This window comes from Streptomyces sp. TLI_053, assembly GCF_900105395.1.
Taxonomy (GTDB): domain Bacteria; phylum Actinomycetota; class Actinomycetes; order Streptomycetales; family Streptomycetaceae; genus Kitasatospora.
The window spans coordinates 5,482,698-5,507,449 of record NZ_LT629775.1; the positions used below are offsets into that span (position 1 = coordinate 5,482,698).

A 24,752-nucleotide genomic window follows, 5' to 3' on the forward strand; every position below is an offset into this window, starting at 1 on the left:
GGGAGCCCGGGCGGACCCGTCCATCACACCAAACGAGGACACATGGGCGCACACGCCGATCACGACATGGGCCACACCGTCGCCGGCTGGACCGGCACCGCCGTCGTCACCCTGGGCTTCGCCGTCGCGGGCGCCGCCTTCGTCGCGGGCTCCGGGCTGGGACTCTGGGCGGGCGCGGCGCTGATCCTGCTGGGGGCCCTCGCCGCCTGGGCGCTCCACCTGGCCGGCCGGGGCAAGGCCACCGGGCCGCGGCCGCCGGAGCTCCGGCACTGGCGCACCCCCGACCCGGCCGGCCGACACGGCCACCCCGACTGCCTCGGCTGCCGGCTGGCCGGCCGCCGGTCCGCCCGGGCCACCGGCCCGGCCGCGACCCGCGCCGCCGTCGGCGCGGCCGCGCCCGCCGCCGCGCCCGCCCCGGGAGCGGGCGCCCGGGTCTGACTCCCGTACCGCGGGCGTTCAAGGACCCGTTGCCGGGCCGCACGGCCGCCACCCACTACGGTGGAGGCCATGCCCGACGCCGAGCGCGACCCCTCCTGCGGCCTGCACCTCTTCTGGGACGAGGCGGTCACCGCCTACGACTTCGGCCCGGGCCACCCCATGGACCCCACCCGGCTGTCGCTCACCATGCGCCTGGTCGAGGACCTCGGCCTGGCCGGCGGACCGGGCGTCACCGTCCGCTCCGCGCCGGCCGCGGGCGACTCCACCCTCCGCCTGGTGCACACCGCGGAGTACGTCGAGGCGGTCAAGCGCGCCGCCGCCCACCCCGACCGGCAGGATCCGCGGCACGGCCTCGGCACCGACGACAACTGGTCCTTCCCCGCCGTCCACTCCGCCTCCGCGCTGATCGCCGGCCAGTCGGTCGCCGCCGCCGAGGCCGTCTGGCGCGGCGAGACCCCGCACGCCGTCAACTTCGCCGGCGGGCTGCACCACGCGATGCCCGACCGCGCCTCCGGCTTCTGCGTCTACAACGACCCGGCGCTCGCCATCGCCCGGCTGCTCGAACTCGGCGCCGAGCGGATCGCCTACGTCGACGTGGACGTCCACCACGGCGACGGCGTCCAGCAGGCGTTCTGGGACGACCCCCGGGTGCTCACCGTCTCGCTGCACGAGCACCCGGCCACGCTCTTCCCGCAGACCGGCTGGAGCACCGAGACCGGCGGCCCGGGTGCCGAGGGCTCCGCCGCCAATCTCCCGCTGCCGGCCGGCACCGGGGACGCCGGCTGGCTGCGCGCCTTCCACGCCCTGGTGCCCGAGCTGCTCGCCGCCTTCCGCCCGCAGGTCCTGGTCACCCAGCACGGTGCCGACACCCACCTGGAGGACCCGCTCGCCCACCTCGCCGTCACGGTGGACGCCCAGCGGGCCATCGCCGAGGAACTGCACGGGCTGGCGCACGAGCACGCCGACGGCCGGTGGATCGCGCTCGGCGGGGGCGGCTACGCGGTCGTCGACGTCGTCCCGAGGGCCTGGACCCACCTGGTGGCCACCGCCGCGGGCCGGCCGGTCGACCCGGCCACCGAGACCCCGGAGTCCTGGCGCGCCGAGGTCTACCGGCGGACCCGGGGCCCCGCGCCGCTGCGGATGACCGACGGCGCCCGTCCGGTCTGGCGCGACTTCGACGCGGGATACGATCCGGCCGACCGCCTCGACCAGGCGATCCTGGCCGCCCGCCGGGCCGTCCTGCCGCACCACGGCCTGCTGCCCTGACCGGATGCCGAAGGCCGCCGTCCGTTTGTGAGGACCTGGTGTCCGGTCGCGTTCCGTGCGCAGGCCGACCGGTACAGATCGCCGATCGACTACGTACTGCAACCGGCTTATCCCTCACCGTACGAGGACTGGGCTTCTCCCTCTTCCCACTGGTACCACCCATAACTACTCTGGGGATACACGTGTGCCGGTGGAGTCACCGGAGGGGAAGCCGGTGCCTTGCACACGGGTAAGGGTCGGGTGATGGTCATGAGTTCCGGCGAACGCCCCTTGCAGGACGTCGTCTTCCTGACCGTGGCCGAGGTGGCCGCGGTCATGCGGGTCTCCAAGATGACGGTCTACCGGTTGGTGCACAGCGGCGAGCTGCCCGCCATCCGGGTCGGCCGCTCGTTCCGGGTGCCCCAGCAGGCAGTGCACGAGTACCTCAAGGAGTCCTACGTGCGGCTCGAGAGCGCGTAGGCAAGGCCGGTCCGGGCGGGGTCCACCACCGGTGGGCCCCGTCTCCGTTCGCTCCGGATTCGCCTGCGGTTCGCCTGCTCCCGGGGTGCGATTACGACCCTGGGCGAGTGGACGGTAGGCTGGGCCCTCACGTCAGTCGTATGGACTCCGTCTCTCACGGGCGAGAGTCTCAGTGAGCGAGGGTTGTTCCGTGGGCTCTGTCATCAAGAAGCGTCGCAAGCGTATGGCCAAGAAGAAGCACCGCAAGCTTCTCAAGCGCACGCGCGTTCAGCGTCGCAACAAGAAGTAAGCGCCCCCGGCCGCGCTCGCGCGCCCAGCGCTTGGCACCGCCCGTCCTGGCCCTCCGGCCGGGGCGGGCGGTGCCGTTTTCCGGGCCCGGTCTCCGCGCCCGGCCCGCTCCTTCCTCCGCTCCTTCCCCCGGTCCGGGTGTCACCGGCCCGGTCGTTTCCCGGCCCGCCGCGGCGGCGCGGTACGGTGCACGCAGGTCTCCCGGGCCGAGGAATGGGGTGCAGCGCTGTGGGAACGGTCGTGCTCGTCACCGGCGTCGGCCGGCACCTGGGCGCCCGCTTCGCCGCCGAGCTGCGCCGCCGGCCGGGGGTGGACCTGGTGGTCGGCGTGGACGTGCAGCCGCCGGGCCCGGCGCTGCGCGCGCTCGCCGAGCCGGACGGGCCCGCCGCGCCGTACCGCTTCCACCAGCTGGACCTGCGCCGCCCCGCCGTGGCGCGGGTGATCGCCGAGCACGGCGTCGACACCGTGGTGCACCTCGCGGTCAGCGCCACCGGACTGGGCTCCACCAACCGCTCCGCGGTGAAGGAGTCCAATGTGATCGGCACCATGCAGCTGCTCGGCGCCTGTCAGAAGGCGCCGGGGGTGCGCCGGCTGGTGGTGAAGTCGACCACCGGCGTCTACGGCTCGGCGCCGCGCGACCCGGCCGTCTTCAGCGAGCGGACCCAGCCGAAGACCCTGCCGGGCGGCGGCTTCGCCAAGGACGCGGTCGAGGTGGAGGGCTACGTCCGGGGCTTCGCCCGGCGCCGTCCGGACGTCGCGGTCACGGTGCTGCGGTTCGCCAACATCGTCGGCCCCGGCGCCGACACCCCGCTGACCGACTACTTCGCGCTGCCGGTCCTGCCGACCGTGCTCGGCTACGACCCCCGGCTGCAGTTCGCGCACGAGGACGACGTGGTCGAGGTGCTCTCCCGGGCCTCCTTCCCGGCCGAGCCGGGCACCGTGAACACCGGCACCGTCAACGTCGCCGGGGAGGGGGTGCTGCTGCTCTCCCAGTGCGCCCGCCGACTGGGCCGGCCGACCCTGCCGCTGCTGCTGCCGGCGGTCAGCTGGATCGCCGGACTGGCCCGGCAGACCCGGCTGGTCGACGTCTCGCCCGAGCACCTGCGGCTGCTGACCCACGGCCGGGTGGTGGACACCGCCCGGCTGCGCGAGGCCTTCGGCTACCGCCCGGTGTTCAGCACTCCGGAGGCCTTCGCGGACTTCGCGGCCGCGCAGTCGCCCGGCCTGCTGCCGCCCCGGCGGCTGACCGCCGTCACCGACGGACTGGCCGCGCTGCTCGGCCCGGAGGCCGGCCGCACCACCGGCCCGGCCACCACCGCCCCGGGCGCCCCCGCCCGACCGCACCGACCGAGGAGCTGAACCCGCATGAGTGCCGCCGCCGAGAACGCGCCGGGCGAGGCGAAGGTCATCCCGATCGAGTCCGCCCCCAGCTGGAGCGAGTCGCCGGCCGACGGTTCCGGCCTGGCCGACCGGGTGGCCGGCGCCGTCGGCGGTGCGCTGGCCGGACGGCTCGGCGCCGCCGCGACCCGTGCGTTCGGCAAGGGCTGGGAGGACCGGGCCGCCGACGGCCTCGCCTTCCTGCGCCGCCGGATCACCGGTGACTACGAGGTGGACGAGTTCGGCTTCGACCGGGAGCTCACCGAGGAGGTACTGCTCGGGCTGCTGCGGCCGCTGGCGGAGAAGTACTTCCGGATCGAGGTGCGCGGGATCGAGAACATCCCGGCCGAGGGCGGCGCGCTGATCGTCGCCAACCACTCCGGGACGATCCCGCTGGACGCGCTGATGACCCAGGTGGTGATACACGACCACCACCCGCACCACCGGCACCTGCGGATGCTCGCCGCCGACCTGGTGTTCGTCCTGCCGGGGATCAACGAGCTGGCCCGCAAGGCCGGGCACACCCTGGCCTGCAACGAGGACGCCCAGGCGCTGCTGGAGCGCGGCGAACTGGTCGGGGTCTGGCCGGAGGGCTTCAAGGGGGTCGGCAAGCCGTTCTCCGAGCGGTACAAGCTCCAGCGCTTCGGCCGGGGCGGTTTCGTCTCCTCGGCGCTGCGGGCCCGGGTGCCGATCGTGCCGTGCTCGATCGTCGGCGCCGAGGAGACCTACCCGATGATCGGCGACTTCCGGACCCTGGCCAGGCTGCTGGGCCTGCCGTACGTGCCGATCACGCCGACCTTCCCGTGGCTGGGCCCGCTCGGGGCGGTGCCGCTGCCGACCAAGTGGATCATCGAGTTCGGCGAGCCGATCGCGACCGACGGGCACCCGGCGGAGGCGGCGGACGACCCGATGCTGGTCTTCGACCTGGCCGACGAGGTCCGGGAGACCATCCAGCACACGCTGTACCAGCTCCTGGTGCGGCGGCGCTCGGTCTTCTTCTGAGCCGGGCGCTCCGGACCGGGCTCGCCGGACCGGGCGCCCGCCGGAGCCGGCGGAACGGCGGTGGGGCCCGGCGGACAGCACGTCCGCCGGGCCCCACCGCCGTTCCGGGCCGGGTCAGCCGCCGAGGATCCGCAGACCGGGCAGCAGGCCCGGGATCAGCGGGGGCACCTCGACGCCCTGCTGCTGGGCGGCGCCGTTGCTCGCGCTGGGCGACTCGGACGGCTGTGCCGGGGACCGGTCCGGCGCCGGGGCCGGAGCCGGGGCGTCCGCGCTGGGCGAGGGCTTGGCCCCGGTGAGCCCGTTGGTGAGGTTGTCGACCAGGCCGCCGACCGGGGCCGGTACGACGTTGCTCTCACCGCTGGGCACCGGCGCGGCCGGTGCGCCGGGCGCCGCGGGCGCCGCCGGTGCGGGCGCGCCGCCCTGCGGCGGGACCTGCGGGGTGCTGCCGGGCCGACCGCCGACCGAGGTGCCGGCCGGCCCGCCGGTGCCGCCGCCCTGGGCGGGTACCCCGCCGACCGCCGGGTTGCCGTTGGGCGCGGTGCCGGCGGAGGGTCCGCCCTGCACACCCGTCCCGCGGGTGCCGTCGCCCGCCCCGCCGTCGTCCGGCATCCCGCCCCTGGCGGGCGGCTGGACCAGACGCAGGGGCGCGACGTCCTGGCTTATGTCGTCGAAGAGCTGGTCCACCAGGTGGGCCTGCGGCACGAGCTGGTCCGGGAGCCGGGACTGGACCTCCGCCCAGGTGCCGTCCTCGTCGTGGGCGAAGCCGGCCAGGGCGCGCATCGGGTCGAGCGAGCCGTTGTTGCGGTAGACGGCGCGCAGCAGGTCGCGGCCCTTGAGCGCGTCGTTGTGCATGTCGTCGAGGGCCTTGCGGACCTGCTCGACGGTGCCCGGGCTGAGCGAGCCGCCGGTGCCGGACCGGCCGACCAGCGAGCGGGCCTCGCCGAGCCGGGTGGCCGCGTTGTCGAGCAGCAGCTCGCCGCGCTCGCTGTCGGTGTCCGCGAGGTTGAGCCGCAGCCCCTCCAGCCCGCGCTTCATGCCGTACAGCGGGTCGCCGGGGAGGGCGTTGCCGCTGGCGGCCGCGGCCCCGGCGAAGCTGCCGACGGCGAGGCCGGCCACGAGCCCGCCGATCGCGAACCGGCGGCTCCAGCGTCCGCGCGGCGCCGTGCGGACGGCCCGGTGGCGGCGCTGGCGCGGCACGGTGACGCCCGGCCCGCCCGCGAAGGCCTGCTCGAACGCGGCCATCAGCTGGGCGCGTTGGACGGTCCGGACCTCATGGTCGAGCTCCGGGGCGGGCAGCGCACCGAGCGCGCCGACCGTGTCGATGAGTTCGGCCATCGCGACCGAACCGGCGTTGCCGATAGCGGTGTTGGCCGTTCCGTTGCCGTCGGCAGCGCGTTGCTCCGCCTGGTGGGCCTCCAGCGCCTCGGCGAAGGCCTTCGCCCGCCGGTGCTCCAGCACGTTTGCCGTCACGGGCCACACCTCCCTTCGTCGTTGTCGACACCCCGGCCTGCCGGACGGTTGCCCCGGCAAGCCAAAGCCACTCCATCGGGTGAGAGGTCGCAAATCGACTTGACCGCGCGCCTGGTGGAGGCTTGCAAGCTGGCCAACGAGCGGCGCGGGCGGTCGGTTACGCACGACTGATCATCGGACCGACCGTTCACCCGGATGTGTCGGGCCGTCCCCGAGGGTGACGGCCCGCGCACTATCTCTCCCGTCGCGTCCCCGGGGGCCTCCCCGGACCGTCGGCGGCTCACCGCGCGTCGGGCGGGAGCAGACGGGCCAGGGTGCGCACGGCGCGGTACTGGAGGGTCTTGATGGCACCCTCGTTCTTGCCCATGATCCGGGCGGTCTCGGCGACCGACAGCCCCTGCAGGAAGCGCAGCGTGACGCACTCCTGCTGCTGCGGGTTCAGCCGGCGGACCGCCTCCAGCAGCGCCGCGTTGGAGAGCGACTCCAGCACCGAGTCCTCGGGGCTCCGCTCGCACTCGTTGGAGTCGAGCATCTCGCCCGTGGTGACCTCCAGCCGGAACCGGCTGGACTTGAAGTGGTCGGCGACCAGGTTGCGGGCGATGGTCACCAGCCAGGCGCCGAAGTCCCGCCCCTGCCAGGTGAAGGTGCCGATCCGGCGCAGCGCGCGCAGGAACGTCTCGCTGGTGAGGTCCTCGGCGGTGGCCCGGCTGCCGACCCGGTAGTAGATGTAGCGGTAGACGGTGTCCGCGTAGTGGTCGTAGAGCCGGCCGAAGGCCTCGCTCTCGCCGGCCTGGGCGCGCTCGACCAGCTCCATGATCGGGTTGTGCTCGGTCTCGTAACCGGGGCCGGTGGTGGTGCGGGAGCGGCTGCGGCCGCCGGCGCTGCCGGTCCGGCCCCGGGTGCCGGCCCCGGCCGAGCCGGCCGCGGTGGTGCGCAGCAGGGGGGTGCCGGGGCGGTCCTGGACCGGGCCGAACACGGCTCCGGCGGGCACCAGTTGGGGGGTGGCGGCGAGCTGGCTGCGGAGCAGGGTGCGCAGCAGGTCCAGGCCGGTGGAGATCTGCCGGGGCGGGACCGGGCGGCCGCGGAGGCTGGTGCGGGAGCGCAGGGGCGCGGACGACGGGCGGGAGGGTGCAGGCGCGTCGTTCCGGACGGGTGGGTACACGGGACTCCCAGAGGCAGAACTGTGGACGGATCACCTCCGCCTGCGCGGAGAGCACGTCCGCGCCCCCCGGGTCGCGCTGGGGCGGTTGGGTGACGTGCATCCAGGAGAGAATAACGCTTTGTGCAATGACAGCTACACCGTGTGGTCGAAGTGGTCGTTTGGGATCCGCATTGGACGAATATCCGGCCGACAGTGACCGAACATGTCGGCGATCGCCTGGCTCAACGTGACAGAACGAGTGCGCCTGGTGACCAATTCGGTGGTCCGGCGGGCGGTTTCCCGGTTCTGGGGCCCGATAACCCCCGACTTTGTCGAGCTGGCGAACGATCAGATCCGGTCACTGGCTGGCGAGTTCGATCGGCGCGGCCGGACGGGCCCGCGACGCGCGGGAGTTCGCCCGTACGGGCGGCATCGTCAGCGCGCGAATTGACCGGACCGACCCCGCGCGGGGCCCGGACGCCCGTCCCCGCGGCCCGCTCCGCCCGGCGGTCCGCTCCGACCCGCCGCGGTCCGTCGCGGTCCGCCGTCCGGTGCCCCGGTCGCTCCGCCCGGCCGAGCCGCTCAGGCGCGGTGCCGGCGGTGCAGCGCCGCCCACGCCGCGACGGCGCCCGCGGCCACGCCCAGCGCGGCGGCGGCCGGCAGCCCGACCCGGGCGGCCTTCCGCCCGGTCCGGAAGTCCCGGACCCGCCAGCCCTGCGCCCGGGCGTGCCGCCGCAGCGCGCCGTCCGGGTTCACCACGTAGGGGTGGCCCACCAGCGACAGCATCGGGATGTCGTTGGCCGAGTCGCTGTACGCGGCGCAGCGGTCGAGGTCGAGCCGTTCCCGCCGGGCCAGCGACCGCACCGCGGCGGCCTTGGCCGGCCCGTGCAGCAGCTCGCCGACCAGTCTGCCGGTGTACGCGCCGTCGCGCGCCTCGGCGACGGTGCCGAGCGCCCCCGTCATGCCGAGCCGGGCCGCGATGATCCGGGCGACCTCCACCGGCGCGGCGGTGACCAGCCAGACCCGCTGGCCGGCGTCCAGGTGCATCTGGACCAGTGCGCGGGTGCCGGGCCACACCTTGTCGGCGATGACGTCCTCGAAGACCTCCTCGCAGAGCGCCTCCAGCTCGGCGGTGCGCTTGCCGGCGACCAGGCCCAGGGCGGTGTGCTGGGCGTCGGCCATGTGGTCCGGGTCCTCGGCGCCGTACAGCCGGAACCAGGCCTGCTGCCAGGCGAAGCGGGCGATGTCGCGGCGGGTGAGGAAGCCCCGGCGGTAGAGGCCGACCCCGAGGTAGAAGATCGCCGCCCCGCGCAGGATGGTGTTGTCGCAGTCGAAGAAGGCGGCGGCGCGCGGGTCGTCCGGCTCGGGGGTGTGGTTCTCGGCGGGGGGCCTGGGCGCCTTGCCGCGCCGGGCGGGCTCGGTGTCCCCGGCGGGCTCCGCCCCGGCGTCGGCCGGCCGGGCGTCGGCCGCCGGTCCGGTGCCTCCGGCGGGCTCCGCCGGAGCCGGTCCGGCCGGTGCCGGGGCCGCCCGCAGGGCGGCCTCCGCCGCCTCCGCCGCGGCCTCGCCCGCCAGTGCGGTCCGCGAGCCGGTGGGGCGCCTTGACTGGGTGAGCCTTCGGAGCACGGCCATGCCACCGAGCATAGCCAGCCACCTGTGCGGCGGCCGTGACGGCGACGTGCCCGACGGGTGAACGGCGGAAGGGGCGGCCGGGTCCGGTCCGTCCGCCGGGGCGGCGCACAATGGCGGGGTGAGTCCACTGCTGCGACGTGACAAGAACCGGGGCCCGGGGCCGGCCGACCGGACCGTGACCCTGGTGGCGAAGCCCGGCTGCCACCTGTGCGACGACGCCCGGGAGGTGATCGTCCGGGTGACGGCCGAGCTGGGCGCGGCCTTCGAGGAGAAGGACATCACCCAGGACCCGGAGCTCCACCACCTCTACTGGGAGCAGATCCCGGTCACCCTGGTCGACGGGCGCCAGCACGACTTCTGGCGGGTGGACGAGAAGCGCCTGCGCACCGCGCTCGGCGCCTGACCCGGGACCCGGCGGCCCCGGCGGGGAGGTTCCCGCCCGCTCCGCCGGGAGCCTCCCGCGCCCCCGCCGAACGGCGGGGGCGGTTCGCCGAATCGTTGTGAAGATTCCGCGTTCCCGGCTTGGGGCGGCGGCCGTCGGTCGGCTTACGATCGAACTCGTCTGCGCCCATGGGGGGCTGAGCACGCGAGGAGTGCCGCCATGCTTCCCGGTCCGCCCTTAGACGCGCCCGCCGAGCCTTCGGCCGCGCGCGGGGGCTTCGCCGTGGTGGACGTGGAGGCGACCGGCCGCAGCCCCTGGCGGCACCGGGTGGTCGAGATCGCGGTGGTGCTGCTGGACGAGCGGCTCCGCCCCGAGGGCGAGTTCTGCACCCTGCTGGACCCGCTCGGCCCGGTCGGTCCGACCCATGTGCACCGGATAGCGCAGGAGGACGTCGAGGGCGCCCCGCGCTTCCGCGAGATCGCGCCGCTGCTGCTGGAGCTGCTGGCCGGCCGGGTGCTGGTCGGCCATCACGTCACCTGCGACCACGCGTTCCTCGATCGCGAGTTCGCCCGGATCGGGGTCCCGCTGCCGCCGGTGCCCTCGCTGTGCACGATGCGGCTGGCCCGGGACCGCCTGCCGGAGGCCGGCGGCTTCGGCCTGGCGGCCTGCGTGGCGGCGGCCGGCCTCGGCGGCTTCGCCGCGCACACCGCGCTCGGTGACGCCCGGGCCACCGCCGGTCTGCTCCGCCACTGCCTGGACACGCCGTCCTGCCCGCCGGACGACTGGGCGCTGCCGCTGCGGGAGGCGGCCGCGGTGCCGTGGCCGAGGCTGGGGCGGGCCCGGTCCCGCCCGTCCGGGGAACCGGTGCCGCTGGTCCTGCGGGGGTCCTCCCGTCCGGCTCCGCCGGAGCTGTCGAACGGCCAGCTGTACGGCCCTCGGCCACCCCTTGCACCGCCCCCGGCGGCGGCCCGGAAAGCCACCGGTGCTATGGGGTCCACGGCGTGATGCGCATCACTGTGCGGGGACAAATCGGACACCATCTTTGTGCACACGTTCACAAACGCATAGCCTGGCTGCCAAAGCCCAGCTTCACCCACAGGAGCACCGTGGCAATCGGCCGATCACCACAGAGCAGTTCGCAGACGCCCGACCAGGGCGCCGCGCGTCGACCTTCGCGCGCCCGGGGCATCCCGGAGGCGACGGTCGCCCGGCTTCCGCTGTACCTGCGCGCGCTCACCGCGCTCTCCGAGCGCTCGGTGCCGACGGTCTCCTCCGAGGAGCTTGCGGCCGCGGCCGGGGTGAACTCCGCCAAGCTGCGCAAGGACTTCTCCTACCTGGGCTCGTACGGCACCCGCGGGGTCGGCTACGACGTCGAGTACCTCGTCTACCAGATCTCCCGCGAGCTGGGCCTGACCCAGGACTGGCCGGTCGTCATCGTCGGCATCGGGAACCTCGGCCACGCGCTCGCCAACTACGGCGGCTTCGCCTCCCGCGGTTTCCGGGTGGCGGCCCTGCTGGACGCCGACCCGACCGTGGTCGGCAGCAGCGCGGCCGGCCTGCCGGTGCGCCACATGGACGAACTGGAGTCCATCGTGGAGAGCCAGCACGTCTCGATCGGTGTCATCACCACCCCGCCCGGCGCCGCCCAGCAAGTCTGCGACCGGCTGGTCGAGGCCGGTGTCACCAGCATCCTGAACTTCGCCCCGACCGTGCTGACCGTCCCGGACGGCGTCGACGTGCGCAAGGTGGACCTCTCCATCGAGCTGCAGATCCTCGCCTTCCACGAGCAGCGCAAGGCCGGCGACGAGCCGGACCGCACGGAGTCCGTGCTCGACCGCGCGCCCGGCCCGGTCCGCGCCGCCGCGGCCAAGCTGCGCCGCGCGGCCGGCGGCACCACCAAGCCCCGCACCGCCGCCGAGCCGGCCAAGGACGCGGAGCCGACGGCGCAGGGCAAGCCCGGCAAGCCCGGCGAGGGCGAGCTGTCCGCGGTGATGCCGGCATGAGCGGGACCGAGAATCGTGGGACCAGGGGGCGGGCGTGAGTCTTCTCGTCGTAGGGCTGAGCCATCGCACGGCCCCGGTCGGCGTGCTTGAGCGGGCCGCGCTGACCGGTGAGGTGCCGACCCGGCTGCTGCACGACGCGGCCGCGTCCGCGACCGTCGCCGAGGCGGCGCTGGTCAACACCTGCAACCGGATCGAGCTGTACGCGGACGTGGACAAGTTCCACGCCGGCGTCGCCGAGCTGTCGCTGCTGCTCGCCCACCACAGCGGGGTCGACCTGGAGGAGCTGACCTCCCACCTCTACGTCCACTACGAGGACCGCGCGGTCCACCACCTCTTCTCGGTGGCCTGCGGCCTGGACTCGATGGTGGTCGGGGAGGGCCAGATCCTCGGCCAGCTGCGCGACGCCCTGGCCAGGGCGCAGGAGGAGCACACCGCCGCGCGCGGCCTCAACGAGCTCTTCCAGCAGGCCCTGCGGGTCGGCAAGCGGGCGCACAGCGAGACCGGCATCGACAAGGCCGGCCAGTCCCTGGTGACCTTCGGCCTGGAGCAGGTCGCGGCCGGCTCGGGCGCGATCGCGGGCAAGCGGGCGCTGGTCGTCGGCGCGGGCTCGATGAGCTCGCTGGCCGCCGCCACCCTGGTCCGCTCGGGCGTGACGGACGTGCTGATCGCCAACCGGACGCCGGAGCGCGCCGAGCGGCTGGTCGAGATCCTCGGCGGGGACGTCGCCCGCACCCTGGACCTGGCCAAGGTGCCCGAGGCGCTGGCCGACGTCGACCTGGTGATCTCCTGCACCGGCGCGGCCGGCACCGTGATCGGGGCGGACGACGTCGCCGCCGCCGTCGCCGCGCGTGCCGCCGCCACCCCGCTCGCCTTCCTCGACCTCGCCATGCCGCGCGACGTCGACCACGCCGTGCACGAGCTGTCCGGCGCGCTCCTGGTCGACCTGGAGAGCCTCTCGCACGCCCACGCCGCCACCCCCGGCGCCGGGGACGTCGACGCCGTCACCGGCATCGTCGCCGAGGAGGTCACCGCCTTCGGCGCCGCCCAGCGGGCCGCGCGGATCGCCCCCACCGTGGTGGCGCTGCGCGCGATGGCCTCCGGGGTGGTCGCCACCGAGCTGGCCCGCCTGGACTCCCGGCTGCCCGGTCTGGACGAGCGCTCGCGCGCCGAGATCGGCCAGACCGTCCGCCGGGTCGTCGACAAGCTGCTGCACGCCCCCACCGTGCGGGTGAAGCAGCTGGCCGCCGAGCCCGGCGGCGCCTCCTACGCGGAGGCACTGCGTGAACTGTTCGACCTCGACCCGGCCGCCGTCCACGCGGTCTCGGGCACTCCGATCGGCACCCAGCAGCCTGCGGGCGGGGGCGCCGGATGAACCGTCAGCCATCCCACGAGTACCACCGGGACGATCACCCCATGAATGGTCAACCGCTCACCGGCCAGGCACCGGACACCACCGCGGCACCCCTGCGGCTCGGCACCCGGCGCAGCGCGCTCGCCATGGCGCAGTCGGGCATGGTCGCCCGCGAGGTGACCCGCCGCACCGGGCGCCCCGTCGAGCTGGTGGAGATCACCACCTACGGCGACACCTCCCGCGAGGCGCTGGCCCGGATCGGCGGCACCGGTGTGTTCGTCTCCGCGCTGCGCGACGCGCTGCTCGAGGGCCGGATCGACTTCGCCGTGCACTCGCTCAAGGACCTGCCGACCGCGGCCCCCGAGGGCCTGCTGCTGGCCGCCGTCCCCGAGCGCGAGGACAGCCGCGACGCCCTGGTGGCGCGCGACGGCCTGACGCTCGGCGAGCTGGTGGAGAAGCTGGCCGGCGCCGGCCGCCCGGCCCGGATCGGCACCGGTTCGCCCCGCCGGACGGCGCAGCTGAACGCCTGGGCCCGCGAGCGCGGCGACCGGCTGGAGACCGTCGCGATCCGCGGCAACGTGGACACCCGGATCGGCTTCGTGGCCTCCGGCGAGCTGGACGCCGTGGTGCTGGCCACCGCGGGTCTGAACCGGCTCGGCCGGTCCGCGGAGATCACCGAGCGCCTCGACCCCGAGCTGATGCTCCCGGCTCCCGGCCAGGGCGCGCTCGCCATCGAGTGCACCACCGCGAACACCGGTCTGGCCGCCGAGCTGGCGGCCCTCGACCACGCCCCCACCCGGGTCGCGGTGGCCGCCGAGCGGGCCCTGCTCGCCGCCCTGGAGGCCGGCTGCTCCGCGCCGGTCGCCGCGCTGGCCGGCTGGGGCCACCGATCCGAACTGCGGCTGGAGGGCGTGGTCGGCACCGTCGACGGCGCCACCCCGCTGAAGATGTCCGCCCACGGTCCGATCGTCCTCGACGAGACCGCCGAGCGGCAGGCGGTGGCCCTCGGCCACGCGCTGGCCGCCCGGCTGCTCGACGCGGGCGCGGCCGCCCTGATGGGGGAGCGAGCCCGATGAGCCCCACCGCCGCCACCGACAGCCCGTTCCCGGCCGACAGCCCGTTCGGGGGTACGGTGCCCGCCGCCGGCCGGTGCACCTTCCTGGGCGCGGGTCCCGGCGACCCGGGTCTGCTGACCCTGCGCGCGGTCGAGGTCCTGGCCTCGGCCGACGTCCTGGTCGCCGACCCGCTGACCGCGGCCGCCGTGCGCAGCCACTGTCCCGCGGGCGTGCAGGTGCACGCCCCCGGCACCGAGGGGCCGGACTTCGACCTGGCGCACCTGGTCGCCGAGGCCGTGCGCTCCGGCAAGCACGTGGTGCGGACCGTCGACGGCGACCCGGGCCTGGACGGCTGCGCCGCCGAGGAGATGCTCGGCTGCGCCGGGGCCGGGATCGCCTTCGAGGTGATCCCGGGCGTCGCCCAGTCGGTCGGCGTGCCGGCCTACGCGGGGGTGCCGCTGCGCGGCGCCGCCGGGACGGACGTCCGCTTCGTGGAGGCGGCCGCGCTGCTGGCCGGCTCCCCGGTGGACCTGGGCGCGCCGGAGACCACCCTGGTCGTGCGCACCACCCTGGGCCAGCTGCCCGCCACCGCCAACGCGCTGGTCTCCAACGGCCGCAAGCCGGAGTCGGCGCTCAGCGCGACGCTCTCCGGCACCACCACCCGCCAGCGGACCTTCACCGCGACCCTGGCCACCATCGCGGCGGACCTCAAGGCCGCCCGGGTGCTGCCCGCGCCGGTGTCCGCCCCGGTGGACCCCGCCACCCCGGTGATAGCCGTGGTCGGTGAGCAGGTCGCCCACCGCTCCTCGCACTCCTGGTTCGAGACCAAGCCGCTGTTCGGCTGGAACGTCCTGGTACCGCGCACCAAGGAGCAGGCGCACGGCCTGTCCGACCAGCTCCGCTCGTACGGCGCGGTGCCGCAGGAGGTGCCGACCATCGCGGTCGAGCCGCCGCGCACCCCGCAGCAGATGGAGCGGGCGATCAAGGGCCTGGTCACCGGCCGGTACGAGTGGATCGCCTTCACCTCGGTGAACGCGGTGCGCGCGGTGCGCGAGAAGTTCGAGGAGTACGGCCTGGACGCCCGGGCGTTCGCCGGGATCAAGGTCGCGGCGGTCGGCGAGACCACCGCGCAGGCGCTGGTCGACTTCGGTGTGAAGCCCGACCTGGTGCCGTCCGGCGAGCAGTCCGCGGCCGGGCTGCTGGAGGACTGGCCGCCCTACGACCCGGTGTTCGACCCGATCGACCGGGTGCTGCTGCCGCGCGCCGACATCGCCACCGAGACCCTGGTGGCCGGCCTGGTCGAGCTGGGCTGGGAGGTCGACGACGTGACGGCGTACCGGACCGTGCGCGCCTCGCCGCCGCCGGCCGAGACCCGGGAGGCGATCAAGGGCGGCGGTTTCGACGCGGTGCTGTTCACCTCGTCCTCGACCGTGCGGAACCTGGTCGGCATCGCGGGCAAGCCGCACAACGTGACGGTCATCGCCTGCATCGGCCCGGCCACCGCGAAGACCGCCGAGGAGCACGGCCTGAGGGTCGACGTGATGGCCCCGGCCCCGTCGGCCGCGGCGCTGGCCCAGGCCCTGGCAGACTTCGGGGCCAAGCGCCGGGACACCGCGACCGCCGCCGGCGAGCCGGTCTACCGGCCCAGTGAGCGCCGCCCCGGCTCGCGCCGCAAGGCCGCGCGCTGAATCGAGGCCGGGGGCGGACCATCCGCCGCCCCCGGCACCAGCACCACCGTTCGGAGAGAGAAGCCGTGTCCGCTGAATTCCCGTACGTCCGCCCGCGCCGGCTGCGCTCGACCCCGGCGATGCGCCGGCTGGTCGCGGAGACCCGGCTGCACCCGGCGGAGCTGATCCTGCCGCTGTTCGTCCGCGAGGGCGTGCGCGAACCGGTCCCGGTCTCGTCGATGCCGGGCGTGGTCCAGCACACCCGGGAGACCCTGCGCAAGACCGTCACCGAGGCGGCCGCGGTTGGCCTGGGCGGCGTGATGCTGTTCGGCGTCCCCGAGACGCAGGACGCGACCGGCAGCGAGGGCACCAACCCGGACGGCATCCTCCAGCAGGCGATCCGGGACGTGGTCGCCGAGGTCGGCGACGCCCTGGTGGTCATGTCGGACCTCTGCCTGGACGAGTACACCGACCACGGCCACTGCGGTGTCCTGGCCGCGGACGGCTCGGTGGACAACGACGCCACCCTGGAGCGCTACGCCGAGATGGCCCGGGTGCAGGCGGACGCCGGGGTCCACCTGGTCGGCCCGTCCGGGATGATGGACGGCCAGATCGGCGTGGTCCGCCGGGCCCTGGACGAGGCCGGGCACCAGGACGTCGGCATCCTCGCCTACACCGCCAAGTACGCCTCGGCGTTCTACGGCCCGTTCCGGGAGGCGGTCGGCTCCTCGCTGAAGGGCGACCGCAAGAGCTACCAGCAGGACCCGGCCAACGCCCGGGAGGCGCTGCGGGAGCTGGAGCTGGACGTCGCCGAGGGCGCCGACCTGGTGATGGTGAAGCCGGGCATGGCCTACCTCGACATCCTGCGCCAGGTCGCCGACGCCTCGCCGGTGCCGGTCTCCGCCTACCAGGTGTCCGGCGAGTACGCGATGGTCGAGGCGGCCGCCGCCAACGGCTGGATCGACCGGGAGCGGATGATCCTGGAGACGCTGACCTCGCTGCGCCGGGCCGGCGCCGAGCAGATCCTCACCTACTGGGCCCTCGAGGCCGCCGCGATGGTGAAGTAGCCGGACCGGCACCGGACCCCGGACACGGCGGAGGCCGGGCCCCTTCGACAGGGGCCCGGCCTCCGTGCGTGCTACCAGCCGCCGATGTGGGCGAAGCCCTCCTCGCCGCCGACCGCGTCGGTGGAGGTGGCGGCGCCCCAGCCGTGCGCACCGGTGAGGATGTGCGAGGTGTGGGCGATGCCGCCCCACTCGCCGGCCGCGAACACCGGGTGGGCCGAGGCGGCGAACTCGGCGCCGCCGGCCAGACCGACGTGCGCGGACGCCGCCGGGGCGGCCAGGCCGGCCAGCGCCAGCGCGCCGACGGCGGTCAGAGTGACCTTGACCAGCTTGCTCTTCATGGATCTGCCCTCTCTTCCGGAGCGCCCCGTGCGGGCGCTCTGCCTCTGACGTGCGGTCCGGTCCGGTGCCGTGGACCGGCCCTGACACGGGACCGCACGCTGTCGTCGGCCGCGGCGCCCCACGCGCCGCGCCGACGGCCTGTCACCCGGCCGGACGCCGCCGGTGCGGCCCGGCCGGACGTCCGGGCCGGTACGCCCGGAGGGCCCGGGGACCAGACGTCCCCGGGCCCTCCGTCGCGCCGTGCGGCCGAATCAGCCGATCAGGTGCGAGACACCCGCGTCGCCCGAGGACTGGGTGTTCTGGCCGACGTTGCAGATCTGCTTCGGGGTGCTGTTGAGGATCGGCACCTCGACCGGGACGGCCACGCCGAGGACGGCGACCGCGATGTTGTGGACCTCCGGCAGGCAGATGTTCGCGTTGTCCAGGGTGTGGAAGTTCGGGCTGTGGTCGCCGTGGGTGCCGGTCTGGTTGGTGCCGCCGTTGCCCTGGGCGGAGACGGCGGCGCCGTCCGAGTCGGCGATGGCGGAGGCCGAACCGGCGGACATCGCGATGGCGGCGGCGGCCAGGCCGGCGGCGGCGAGAGACTTCTTGATCATTTCGGTGTTCCTCTCAGGGGTGAATCGGGGAGCGATTCGAAGGATGGATCAGGAGGGGTGACGCAGCTTGGGACGAGCAGGTCAGCCGATCAGGTGGGAGACGCCGGAGTCGCCCTTGCTCTGGGTGCCCTGGCCCTGGGTGCAGTACTGCTTGCCACCGCTGTTGGCGATCGGGACCTCGACCGGGACGGCCACGCCGAGCACGCCGACCGCGATGTTGTGGATCTCGGGCAGGCAGACGTTCGCGTTGTCCAGGAAGTGGAAGTTCGGGCTGTGGTCGCCGACGGTGCCGGTGAAGTTGGTGCCGCCGTTGCCCTGGAACGACCCGGCGGAGCCGTCCGAGTCGCCGATGGCCGAGGCCGGCGCCGCGGCGGCGGCCAGCGCGGCGGCGGCCAGGCCGGCGGCCGCGAAGGACTTCTGGATCATGGGGAGATCCCTCTCTGAAAAGCTCTTGGTTTCCGTGCGTACAACGCGTACAACGCTCAGACCCGGTCTGCGGTCACTGACGCTCAGATCAAAGAATGACGGCACGGAAGGTTACGGGGATTTCTGAAAAGAGTCCGGGAGGCGCGACGGCCGGGTGTTTCTTGTCGGATTATTAGCCCGAACCGGTTAACGCCCGCAATCCGGGATCCCGGTGGCTCGTTGAGCACATTGCTTTCGGCTGCGCCCGCGCAGCCTTCCCTGTAGAGATCTCCACCACGGACAGGCAGAACGGTGAAAAGCATGAGGTTCTCCAAGCGGGCCGGCGCGATGCTGCTGGCGGTCGGTGCGGGCATGCTCGCCTCCCAGGGGGCGGCCTCCGCCGCCCCGGTCGGGCCCGAGCAGGTGGGGGCGCTGGAGGAGCAGCTGGGCACCCAGCAGGTGCCGGTGGACATCCCGCTGGCGCCGCTGGACAGCCGGATCTCGGGCGGCATCCCGACCTCGCTGGTGATGCCTCCGGTGCCCGCCCACACCACCGGGGACGCGCTGATCCCGGAGCGCATCGTGCCCCCGCTCGGCACCGGCCGGGTCGGTCCGACCGCCAAGGCCGAGCTGCCGCTGCCGCTGCTGGACCAGGGGGCCGACCTCGGTGAGCTGCTGCTGGACGCCCCGGCGGCGCCGCTGCACGCCGACACCCCCGGGATCGGTCTCGGCAAGCCGCTGTCGCTGGCCCGGGACGGCAGCGGCCAGCTCGCCGACGGCCGGCTCAAGGTGGACGAGATCGACCCGCGGCTGGTGACCGGTGCGGTGCAGGCGGTGCCCGGTGCCAGCGCCACGCTGGGCAACGAGGACGAGCGGATCTCGGTGACCGACTCGGTGGACAACCTGGCCACCACCACGACGGCCACCACCACCGGAGTGGTCCAGGAGACCGGTCTGGCGGGCCTGGCCCAGCTGTAGCCCGGGACGGCCGGGAGCCCGGCACCCCGTCCGGGAGGACGGGGTGCCGGGCTCCCGTGTGCGCGGTGCCGGCGGCTCAGCCGGGCAGCGTGTTGAGCACCCCGCCGACCAGCGGCAGGTCGCGCGGACCGCCGCCCGCGCTGAGCGGCCCGGTCAGCAGGTCGGTGCCGACCGGTGCCAGGCCGGAGTTCTCCGGCTGCACGGTCGCGCCGTTGTTCAGCACGTCGGCCGAGGAGTTGGCCCACGGGTCCAGGCGGAGGTCCTTGACCGGCGCCACGGCGTAACCGAGCCCGGCGGTGGTACCGCCGAGCGCCTGGTTGACGTCGGTCCTGGCCAGGGCCGCACCGCCCTCGGCGGGGGCCGCGTGCGCCGCGCCCGCGCCGGCGCCGCCGAGCAGCACCGCGGCGCCCAGGGCGGCGGCGAGGCCGGCCCCGCTCTTCTTCGAAACCATGCGCAATCACCTTCGGGGGAGGGGTGCCCCGGGCGGCCGGACCGCGCCCGGGTACGCCGAACCGCCCCCGGCCGGCGGGCCGGGGGGCAGTGCGGGCGGAACGCGTGCCGATGGGGATCAGCAGTCGTCCATGTCGTGGTGGTGGTCGGCCTCCGCGTTGATGCAGGTGTTGCCGAACGCCGGGTTCAGCAGGCCGATCACGTTGATGGAGTTGCCGCACAGGTTGACCGGGATGTGCACCGGAACCTGGAGCTGGTTGCCGGAGGCGACACCGGGCGAGCCGGCGGCGACGCCCTCCGCGCCGGAGCTGGCGGCGGCACCGCCCGCGGCGCCGAGCACCAGGCCGGCGGCGGCGGCGGAGAGGACGGCGGCCTTCTTCACGTTCTGCATGGGGGTTGATCTCCTAGATCACACGCGGGTTGAGCGGGCCGCACCCCGCACGTGCGGGGTGCGGCCCGGGCACGGCCGATCGACGGTCGCCGGAACGGCGACGGCCGGGTCAGCCGTGGTTGACGCAGGTGTTGCCGAACGCCGGGTTCAGGATGCTGATGACCCCGATGGAGTTGCCGCAGACGTTGACCGGGATGTGCACCGGGATCTGGATCTGGTTGCCGGAGAGCACACCCGGGGAGCCGGCGGCGACACCCTGGGCACCGGAGCTGGCGAACGCGCCACCGGCCGCACCGACCACCAGGCCGGCGGCGGCGAGGGACAGGGCGGCGGCCTTCTTGAGGTTACGCATGTGGTTCTTCCTCCGATTTCTGCCCGACCGTCTGTGGAATAGTCGGGATCCGGGCGAGGTGAAATCCTGGCCCGGTGGCTTCTGGGAATGCCGTGATTGTCACTCGAGCGGCCCAGATGGCGCGTGTCGCCCATGGCGCGGGCGATGAGCGGCCGCCGCGGTACCGTGCGTCGCGAACGATTCCCGCACGGCCGGGAAGAATTCGCATCGACGCGCGACCGGGAGGAATTCCGGACGGGCTTGGACCGGCGGCGGATCTCCTCGTCGTGGCGGGCGGGTGGAGCGTGTTCCGACTGTGAGAACGAGACAGCGCGCCGGGGGAAACGGTCGGATGCGGCAGTCACCCGAATGCCCGGCCGGGGGTCCGTTCCTCCGGACGGGTGACAGTGGGGGTGCCCTCGCAACCGGGTCGACCGGGTCTCGTTGGAGAAGTCGCACTCCCCGTGCATCTCTGTCGAACAGTCAGGAGGCTCCTCATGAGCATCAAGAAGACGGCCGCCGTCGGCGCCGCTGTTGTCGGCATCGTGGCCGCCGGTGCGGGTTCCGCGATGGCCAGCTCCGGCGCCGAGGGTGTTGCCGCCGGTTCCCCCGGTGTCATCTCCGGCAACCAGATCCAGGTCCCGGTCCACGTGCCGGTCAACCTGTGCGGCAACACGATCGACATCATCGGTCTGCTGAACCCGTCCTTCGGCAACACCTGCGTCAACAACGGCTGACCGATCCTCGGTCCGGCCGGTGCGAGCCGCCGCTCCCGCGCTTCCCTCCTGGGGTGCGGAGTGGCGGCTCGCGGCGTTGTCGCCCCGGTGCGTCGGCACCGGTCGCCTCCGGGGCGGGCCGGGCCCGGAGGTGCGCCGCCGCCCGCGGCCGGTCCGTCCACGACCCGCCCGTCCGGTCACGGAGCGGGCTGCCCGCCCCCGCGGCGGGCGGGGTGTCGTAGGCTCGCCCGGCGTCGCGGTGTCGGTCGGCGCGCCGGACGCGAGTGGGGCGGGGAGTACCAGAGCTGATGAGCACGGCATCGAGCACCGAGTCGTCGGGCGGGGGCGCGGGCGTGCCCTCGTCGGCCTCCCCGCCGTCGTCGCCGTCCGGGTCGGCGGAGCCGGAGGGGACCGGCGGGCCGGACGCCCCGGCCGCGGGTCCGGGCCGGATCGGGGCCCTGGTCGACCGCTTCGCGCCGGCGCTCGGTGCGTACGCGGTGGTCAAGGCGACCGGGCTGACCGTCTTCCTGCTGCTGCTCTCGCACACCGAGGACTTCCTGAAGAAGGACCCGGGGCGCGGCGGCGGCGCCCGCCCCTGGGACGTGCTCGGCACCTGGGACGGCATCTGGTACCAGCGGATCGCGGAGAACGGCTACGACCCGCAGCTGATCCCGCTGCACGGTTACCCGCTGGCCACCTACTACGAGAACTCGGCGGCGTTCTTCCCGCTCTACCCCTGGCTGATGCGGCTGGTCGGGGCGGTGACCGGGCTCGGACCGTACGGCTCGGGGATCGTCGTCTCGGTGCTGGCCTCCTTCGTCGCCGCCGCCGGGATCTTCGCGATCGCCGAGCGGCTCGGCGGCTTCCGGGCCGGGGTGACCGCGGCGGTGATCTGGGGCCTGTTCCCGGGTTCGGGCGTGGAGTGGGCGGTCTACTCCGACTCCCTGTTCGTCGCCCTCTCGGCCTGGGCCTGCTACTGCGTGATGACCCGCCGCTGGCTGACCGCCGGCACGCTCGCCCTGGTGGCCGGTCTCAACCGGCCGACGGCGGCCACGGTGATCGCCGCGGTGTCGATCTCGGCGCTGGTGGCGCTGGTGCGGCGCACCGACGGGGTGGCCCGGCCGCTGACCGCGATGCTGATGACCCCGTGGGGCATGCTCGGGTACATCGCCTGGGTCGGCTGGCGGATGGGCGACTGGACCGGTTACTTCAAGCTCCAGCGCGGCGCCTGGAACCGCTACTTCGACTGGGGCGAGTCCACCCTGAGCAGCACCCTGGACACGATCACCGGTCACTGGACGTTCTGGCAGTCCAATCCGGCGCCGGACCTCATCGCCGTGTGCCTGCTCATCGCCCTGCCCGGACTTCTGGTGCTGCTGCTGCGGCTGCGGCCGCCGCTGGTCCTGGTGATCTACACGCTGCTGACCGTCTTCATGGCGCTGAGCAGCAACCAGATCTACGGCAACATCTCGCGCTACCTGCTGCCGGCCTTCCCGCTGTGCGTCGGCCTGGCGGTGGCGCTGCGACGGCTGCGGCCGGGCACGGTGGCCGGTCTGTTCGCGATGCCGGCGGTGGCGGCGGGCTGGTACGCGGGGTACGCGCTGTTCGAGCTCGGCATCCCGTAACCGGCGGTGCCCGGGCGTCGCCGCGGCACCCGTGCCCCCGGGAAACGGTCCCGCACGGGATCGTCCGCCGGCGGACGGCCGTTGCTAACCTCGGAACCATGACGACCAGCCCGCCCGTGCGGCAGATCCGTGACATCTCCGGTCTGCTGGACCACGCCAGCCATGTGCTCGCGACCCGGATGTCGGCCGCGTTCACCGAGCTCGGGATCACCCCGCGCGCGTACTGCGTGCTGTTCCACGCGATGGAGGCCGAGCGCACCCAGATCCAGTTGGCCGAGCTGGCGGACCTGGACAAGACCACCATGGTGGTGACCGTCGACGAGCTGGAGAAGGCCGGGCTGGCCGAGCGCAGGCCGTCCGCGGCCGACCGCCGGGCCCGGATCATCTCGGTGACCGGGGCGGGGGAGCGGGCCGTCGAGCGGGGCACGGCGATCGCCGACCGGGTGCACCGGGACGTGCTGGAGGCGCTGCCGGAGGACGAGCGCACCGCCTTCGTCGCGGCGCTGACCCGGCTGGTGGGCGGGCCGCTGGCGGAGCCGGTGGAGAGCGAGCGGACGGTCCGCAGGGCCCGTCGCTCCCGGGGCTGAAATCAGGAAGAGGATCATCTGCAAGAGGATCCTCTCGGAAAAGATAGTCCACAACAAAACAATCTGCTAGCGTTCTACCCGGTACTCGACCCACCGGGAGACCCGCTATGACCACGCATGCGTCGACCACCCACGTGTCGACCACTCAAGCGTCGACCGCCCGTACGTCGACCGCGGCCGCCCCGGGCGCGCCCGCCCCGACCCGCTCCCGCGCCCTCGCCCTGGCGGTGCTCTGCGCGGGGATGCTGATGATCGTCCTGGACGGCTCGATCGTCACCGTCGCCCTTCCGGCCATCCAGCAGGACCTCGGTTTCACCCCGGCCGGCCTGACCTGGACCGTCAACGCGTACCTGATCGCCTTCGCCGGGCTGCTCCTGCTCGCCGGCCGGCTCGGGGACCTCGTCGGCCGCCGGAAGGTGTTCGTCGCCGGGCTGGCGCTGTTCACCGCGGCCTCGCTGCTGTGCGCCCTCGCCACCGGCCCGGAACTGCTGATCGCCGCCCGCTTCCTGCAGGGCGTCGGCGGCGCCCTGGCCTCCTCGGTCAGCCTCGGCATGCTCGTCACGCTCTTCCCGGAGCCCGGCGAGCGGGGCCGTGCCATCGGCGCGTTCAGCTTCGTCGGCGCGGCCGGCGCGTCGATCGGCCAGGTGCTCGGCGGTGTGCTCACCGAGGCGCTGGACTGGCACTGGATCTTCCTGATCAACCTGCCGCTCGGCCTCACCGCCGCGCTGCTGGCGCTGCGCGTACTGGCCCCCGACCGCGGCCCCGGGCTGCGGGCCGGCGCCGACGCCCTGGGCTCGGTGCTGATCACGGCGGCGCTGATGCTCGGCATCTACACCCTGGTCGGCACCGCCGAGCACGGCTGGACCTCCGCCCGGACGCTCGTCCTCGGCCTGCTCGCGCTGGTCCTGCTGGCCGGTTTCCTGGTCCGCCAGGCCCTGGCCGCGACACCCCTGCTGCCGCTGCGGATGTTCCGCTCCCGGGCCGTCTCCACCGCCAACGCGGTGCAGGTGCTGGTCATCTCCGGGATGTTCGGCTTCCAGGTCCTGGTGGCGCTCTACCTGCAGAACGTGCGCGGCTACGGGGCCGCCGCCACCGGTCTCGCCATGCTCCCGGCCGCCGTCGCGATCGGTGCCGTCTCCCTGCTGCTCTCGGCCCGGCTGAGCGCCCGGTTCGGCGAGCGTGCCGTCCTGCTGGCCGGTCTCGGGCTGCTGGTCGCGGCGCTCGGCCTGCTGACCCGGCTGCCGGCCGACGCGGGCTACCCGGTCGATCTGCTGCCGACCATGCTGCTCGCCGGCGGTGGCGGGCTGGTGCTCTCCGGACTGGCCGCGCTGGGCATGTCCGGCGCCGGCGAGGAGGACGCCGGGACGGCCTCCGGACTGTTCAACACCACCCAGCAGGTCGGTGCCGCGCTCGGGGTGGCGGTGCTCTCCACCCTGGCCACCTCCCGCGGCGACGCCCTGGTCGCCGCCGGCCGGCCGGCGGCGGAGGCGCTCACCGGCGGCTTCCGGCTCGCCTTCGCGGTCGCCACCGGTCTGCTCGCCCTGGCCTTCGTGGTCACCGCCCTGCTGCCGCGTCCGAAGAAGTGAGGAGCCCTCCGGGGCCGTCCGCGCAACCGACGGCCCCGGAGCGGCGACAGGTCGTTTCCGGTCGGCTTGTATGCTCCACGTGGCGCCGGGGCGGACGTCCTGGCCGCCGATCGTTCGAGGACACAGCCGTGAGAGGTGCGGGGATGTCGGGTC

28 protein-coding genes are annotated in these 24,752 nt (G+C 74.4%); 19 read left to right on the plus strand and 9 right to left on the minus strand.

Annotated elements, in window-relative coordinates:
• The first annotated feature begins 42 nt into the window (after positions 1-42).
• From BLU95_RS22370 to BLU95_RS22395, 6 genes are all read left to right on the plus strand, one after another.
• Positions 43-438 carry an HGxxPAAW family protein gene (locus BLU95_RS22370; protein ID WP_093861603.1) on the plus strand — a complete coding sequence of 132 codons (396 nt, stop codon included), beginning with the start codon at positions 43-45 and terminating at the stop codon, positions 436-438.
• A 69-nt stretch (positions 439-507) separates the two neighbouring features.
• Positions 508-1,704: an acetoin utilization protein AcuC gene (locus tag BLU95_RS22375; protein WP_093865047.1), complete on the plus strand. Its 1,197-nt coding sequence runs from the start codon at positions 508-510 to the stop codon at positions 1,702-1,704.
• Positions 1,705-1,953: 249 nt separating this feature from the next.
• A complete protein-coding gene (locus tag BLU95_RS22380; protein ID WP_045937940.1) occupies positions 1,954-2,163 on the plus strand; it encodes a helix-turn-helix domain-containing protein in 210 nt (69 codons plus the stop codon).
• Between the two features lie 190 nt (positions 2,164-2,353).
• Positions 2,354-2,452 (plus strand): 30S ribosomal protein bS22, encoded by a 99-nt coding sequence (locus BLU95_RS22385; protein WP_003948845.1) that lies wholly within the window; start codon positions 2,354-2,356, stop codon positions 2,450-2,452.
• 227 nt (positions 2,453-2,679) lie between these two features.
• Positions 2,680-3,810 carry an NAD-dependent epimerase/dehydratase family protein gene (locus BLU95_RS22390; RefSeq protein WP_093861604.1) on the plus strand — a complete coding sequence of 377 codons (1,131 nt, stop codon included), beginning with the start codon at positions 2,680-2,682 and terminating at the stop codon, positions 3,808-3,810.
• A 6-nt stretch (positions 3,811-3,816) separates the two neighbouring features.
• Positions 3,817-4,830 (plus strand): lysophospholipid acyltransferase family protein, encoded by a 1,014-nt coding sequence (locus BLU95_RS22395; RefSeq protein ID WP_093861605.1) that lies wholly within the window; start codon positions 3,817-3,819, stop codon positions 4,828-4,830.
• 114 nt (positions 4,831-4,944) lie between these two features.
• Here the strand turns inward: BLU95_RS22395 and BLU95_RS22400 are convergent, their stop codons facing one another.
• Both BLU95_RS22400 and BLU95_RS22405 read right to left on the minus strand, forming a co-directional pair.
• A complete protein-coding gene (locus tag BLU95_RS22400; protein ID WP_093861606.1) occupies positions 4,945-6,300 on the minus strand; it encodes a DUF5667 domain-containing protein in 1,356 nt (451 codons plus the stop codon).
• Between the two features lie 280 nt (positions 6,301-6,580).
• Complete coding sequence (locus BLU95_RS22405; RefSeq protein WP_400755474.1) at positions 6,581-7,357, minus strand: ECF subfamily RNA polymerase sigma factor, BldN family; 777 nt, start codon at positions 7,355-7,357, stop codon at positions 6,581-6,583.
• A gap of 307 nt (positions 7,358-7,664) precedes the next feature.
• On the opposite strand from BLU95_RS22405, the gene BLU95_RS42415 reads away from it, so the two are divergent.
• Positions 7,665-7,892 (plus strand): hypothetical protein, encoded by a 228-nt coding sequence (locus tag BLU95_RS42415; RefSeq protein ID WP_159424973.1) that lies wholly within the window; start codon positions 7,665-7,667, stop codon positions 7,890-7,892.
• 131 nt (positions 7,893-8,023) lie between these two features.
• On the opposite strand, the gene BLU95_RS22410 is transcribed toward BLU95_RS42415, so the two are convergent.
• Positions 8,024-9,070 carry an HAD family hydrolase gene (locus BLU95_RS22410; protein ID WP_093865048.1) on the minus strand — a complete coding sequence of 349 codons (1,047 nt, stop codon included), beginning with the start codon at positions 9,068-9,070 and terminating at the stop codon, positions 8,024-8,026.
• Positions 9,071-9,188: 118 nt separating this feature from the next.
• On the opposite strand from BLU95_RS22410, the gene BLU95_RS22415 reads away from it, so the two are divergent.
• The 7 genes from BLU95_RS22415 (at position 9,189) to hemB (ending at position 16,595) form a co-directional block, all read left to right on the plus strand.
• The gene (locus BLU95_RS22415) at positions 9,189-9,473 is read left to right on the plus strand and encodes a glutaredoxin family protein (protein WP_093861607.1); all 285 of its coding nucleotides are present in this window, start codon (positions 9,189-9,191) and stop codon (positions 9,471-9,473) included.
• A 261-nt stretch (positions 9,474-9,734) separates the two neighbouring features.
• Positions 9,735-10,457 carry a 3'-5' exonuclease gene (locus tag BLU95_RS22420; RefSeq protein ID WP_231977736.1) on the plus strand — a complete coding sequence of 241 codons (723 nt, stop codon included), beginning with the start codon at positions 9,735-9,737 and terminating at the stop codon, positions 10,455-10,457.
• A gap of 101 nt (positions 10,458-10,558) precedes the next feature.
• On the plus strand, positions 10,559-11,455 hold the full coding sequence (locus BLU95_RS22425) for a redox-sensing transcriptional repressor Rex (RefSeq protein WP_173862106.1): 897 nt from the start codon (positions 10,559-10,561) through the stop codon (positions 11,453-11,455).
• A gap of 34 nt (positions 11,456-11,489) precedes the next feature.
• The gene (locus BLU95_RS22430) at positions 11,490-12,827 is read left to right on the plus strand and encodes a glutamyl-tRNA reductase (protein ID WP_093861609.1); all 1,338 of its coding nucleotides are present in this window, start codon (positions 11,490-11,492) and stop codon (positions 12,825-12,827) included.
• A 41-nt stretch (positions 12,828-12,868) separates the two neighbouring features.
• Positions 12,869-13,882: a hydroxymethylbilane synthase gene (gene hemC / locus BLU95_RS22435; RefSeq protein ID WP_093861610.1), complete on the plus strand. Its 1,014-nt coding sequence runs from the start codon at positions 12,869-12,871 to the stop codon at positions 13,880-13,882.
• Entirely contained in the window at positions 13,879-15,549 is a 1,671-nt protein-coding gene (locus tag BLU95_RS22440; RefSeq protein WP_231977737.1) for a bifunctional uroporphyrinogen-III C-methyltransferase/uroporphyrinogen-III synthase, read from the plus strand. The genes hemC and BLU95_RS22440 overlap by 4 nt, the downstream gene beginning before the upstream one ends.
• A 65-nt stretch (positions 15,550-15,614) precedes the next feature.
• Positions 15,615-16,595: a porphobilinogen synthase gene (gene hemB / locus BLU95_RS22445; protein WP_093861611.1), complete on the plus strand. Its 981-nt coding sequence runs from the start codon at positions 15,615-15,617 to the stop codon at positions 16,593-16,595.
• 71 nt (positions 16,596-16,666) lie between these two features.
• Here the strand turns inward: hemB and BLU95_RS22450 are convergent, their stop codons facing one another.
• The 3 genes from BLU95_RS22450 to BLU95_RS22460 form a co-directional block, all read right to left on the minus strand.
• Positions 16,667-16,933 (minus strand): hypothetical protein, encoded by a 267-nt coding sequence (locus tag BLU95_RS22450; protein ID WP_093861612.1) that lies wholly within the window; start codon positions 16,931-16,933, stop codon positions 16,667-16,669.
• A 252-nt stretch (positions 16,934-17,185) separates the two neighbouring features.
• Positions 17,186-17,530: a hypothetical protein gene (locus BLU95_RS22455; protein WP_037779809.1), complete on the minus strand. Its 345-nt coding sequence runs from the start codon at positions 17,528-17,530 to the stop codon at positions 17,186-17,188.
• A gap of 81 nt (positions 17,531-17,611) precedes the next feature.
• Entirely contained in the window at positions 17,612-17,956 is a 345-nt protein-coding gene (locus BLU95_RS22460) for a rodlet layer protein (protein WP_093861613.1), read from the minus strand.
• Between the two features lie 300 nt (positions 17,957-18,256).
• Between BLU95_RS22460 and BLU95_RS22465 the strand changes: the two genes are divergently transcribed.
• Positions 18,257-18,913 carry a hypothetical protein gene (locus BLU95_RS22465; protein ID WP_093861614.1) on the plus strand — a complete coding sequence of 219 codons (657 nt, stop codon included), beginning with the start codon at positions 18,257-18,259 and terminating at the stop codon, positions 18,911-18,913.
• A gap of 76 nt (positions 18,914-18,989) precedes the next feature.
• Here BLU95_RS22465 and BLU95_RS22470 read toward each other — a convergent pair whose 3' ends face one another.
• The 3 genes from BLU95_RS22470 to BLU95_RS22480 all read right to left on the minus strand — a co-directional run bounded on the left by BLU95_RS22470 (position 18,990) and on the right by BLU95_RS22480 (position 20,106).
• Positions 18,990-19,364: a hypothetical protein gene (locus BLU95_RS22470; protein ID WP_093861615.1), complete on the minus strand. Its 375-nt coding sequence runs from the start codon at positions 19,362-19,364 to the stop codon at positions 18,990-18,992.
• Between the two features lie 117 nt (positions 19,365-19,481).
• On the minus strand, positions 19,482-19,754 hold the full coding sequence (locus tag BLU95_RS22475) for a chaplin (protein WP_093861616.1): 273 nt from the start codon (positions 19,752-19,754) through the stop codon (positions 19,482-19,484).
• A 109-nt stretch (positions 19,755-19,863) separates the two neighbouring features.
• Positions 19,864-20,106 (minus strand): chaplin, encoded by a 243-nt coding sequence (locus BLU95_RS22480; protein WP_093861617.1) that lies wholly within the window; start codon positions 20,104-20,106, stop codon positions 19,864-19,866.
• 476 nt (positions 20,107-20,582) lie between these two features.
• Here BLU95_RS22480 and BLU95_RS22485 point away from each other — a divergent pair, with 476 nt between their 5' ends.
• From BLU95_RS22485 to BLU95_RS22500, 4 genes are all read left to right on the plus strand, one after another.
• On the plus strand, positions 20,583-20,822 hold the full coding sequence (locus tag BLU95_RS22485; RefSeq protein WP_093861618.1) for a chaplin: 240 nt from the start codon (positions 20,583-20,585) through the stop codon (positions 20,820-20,822).
• Positions 20,823-21,109: 287 nt separating this feature from the next.
• A complete protein-coding gene (locus BLU95_RS22490; protein ID WP_231977738.1) occupies positions 21,110-22,426 on the plus strand; it encodes a glycosyltransferase family protein in 1,317 nt (438 codons plus the stop codon).
• A gap of 98 nt (positions 22,427-22,524) precedes the next feature.
• A complete protein-coding gene (locus BLU95_RS22495) occupies positions 22,525-23,013 on the plus strand; it encodes a MarR family winged helix-turn-helix transcriptional regulator (RefSeq protein WP_093861619.1) in 489 nt (162 codons plus the stop codon).
• A 107-nt stretch (positions 23,014-23,120) separates the two neighbouring features.
• Positions 23,121-24,599 carry an MFS transporter gene (locus tag BLU95_RS22500; RefSeq protein ID WP_093861620.1) on the plus strand — a complete coding sequence of 493 codons (1,479 nt, stop codon included), beginning with the start codon at positions 23,121-23,123 and terminating at the stop codon, positions 24,597-24,599.
• Positions 24,600-24,752 lie beyond the last annotated feature (153 nt).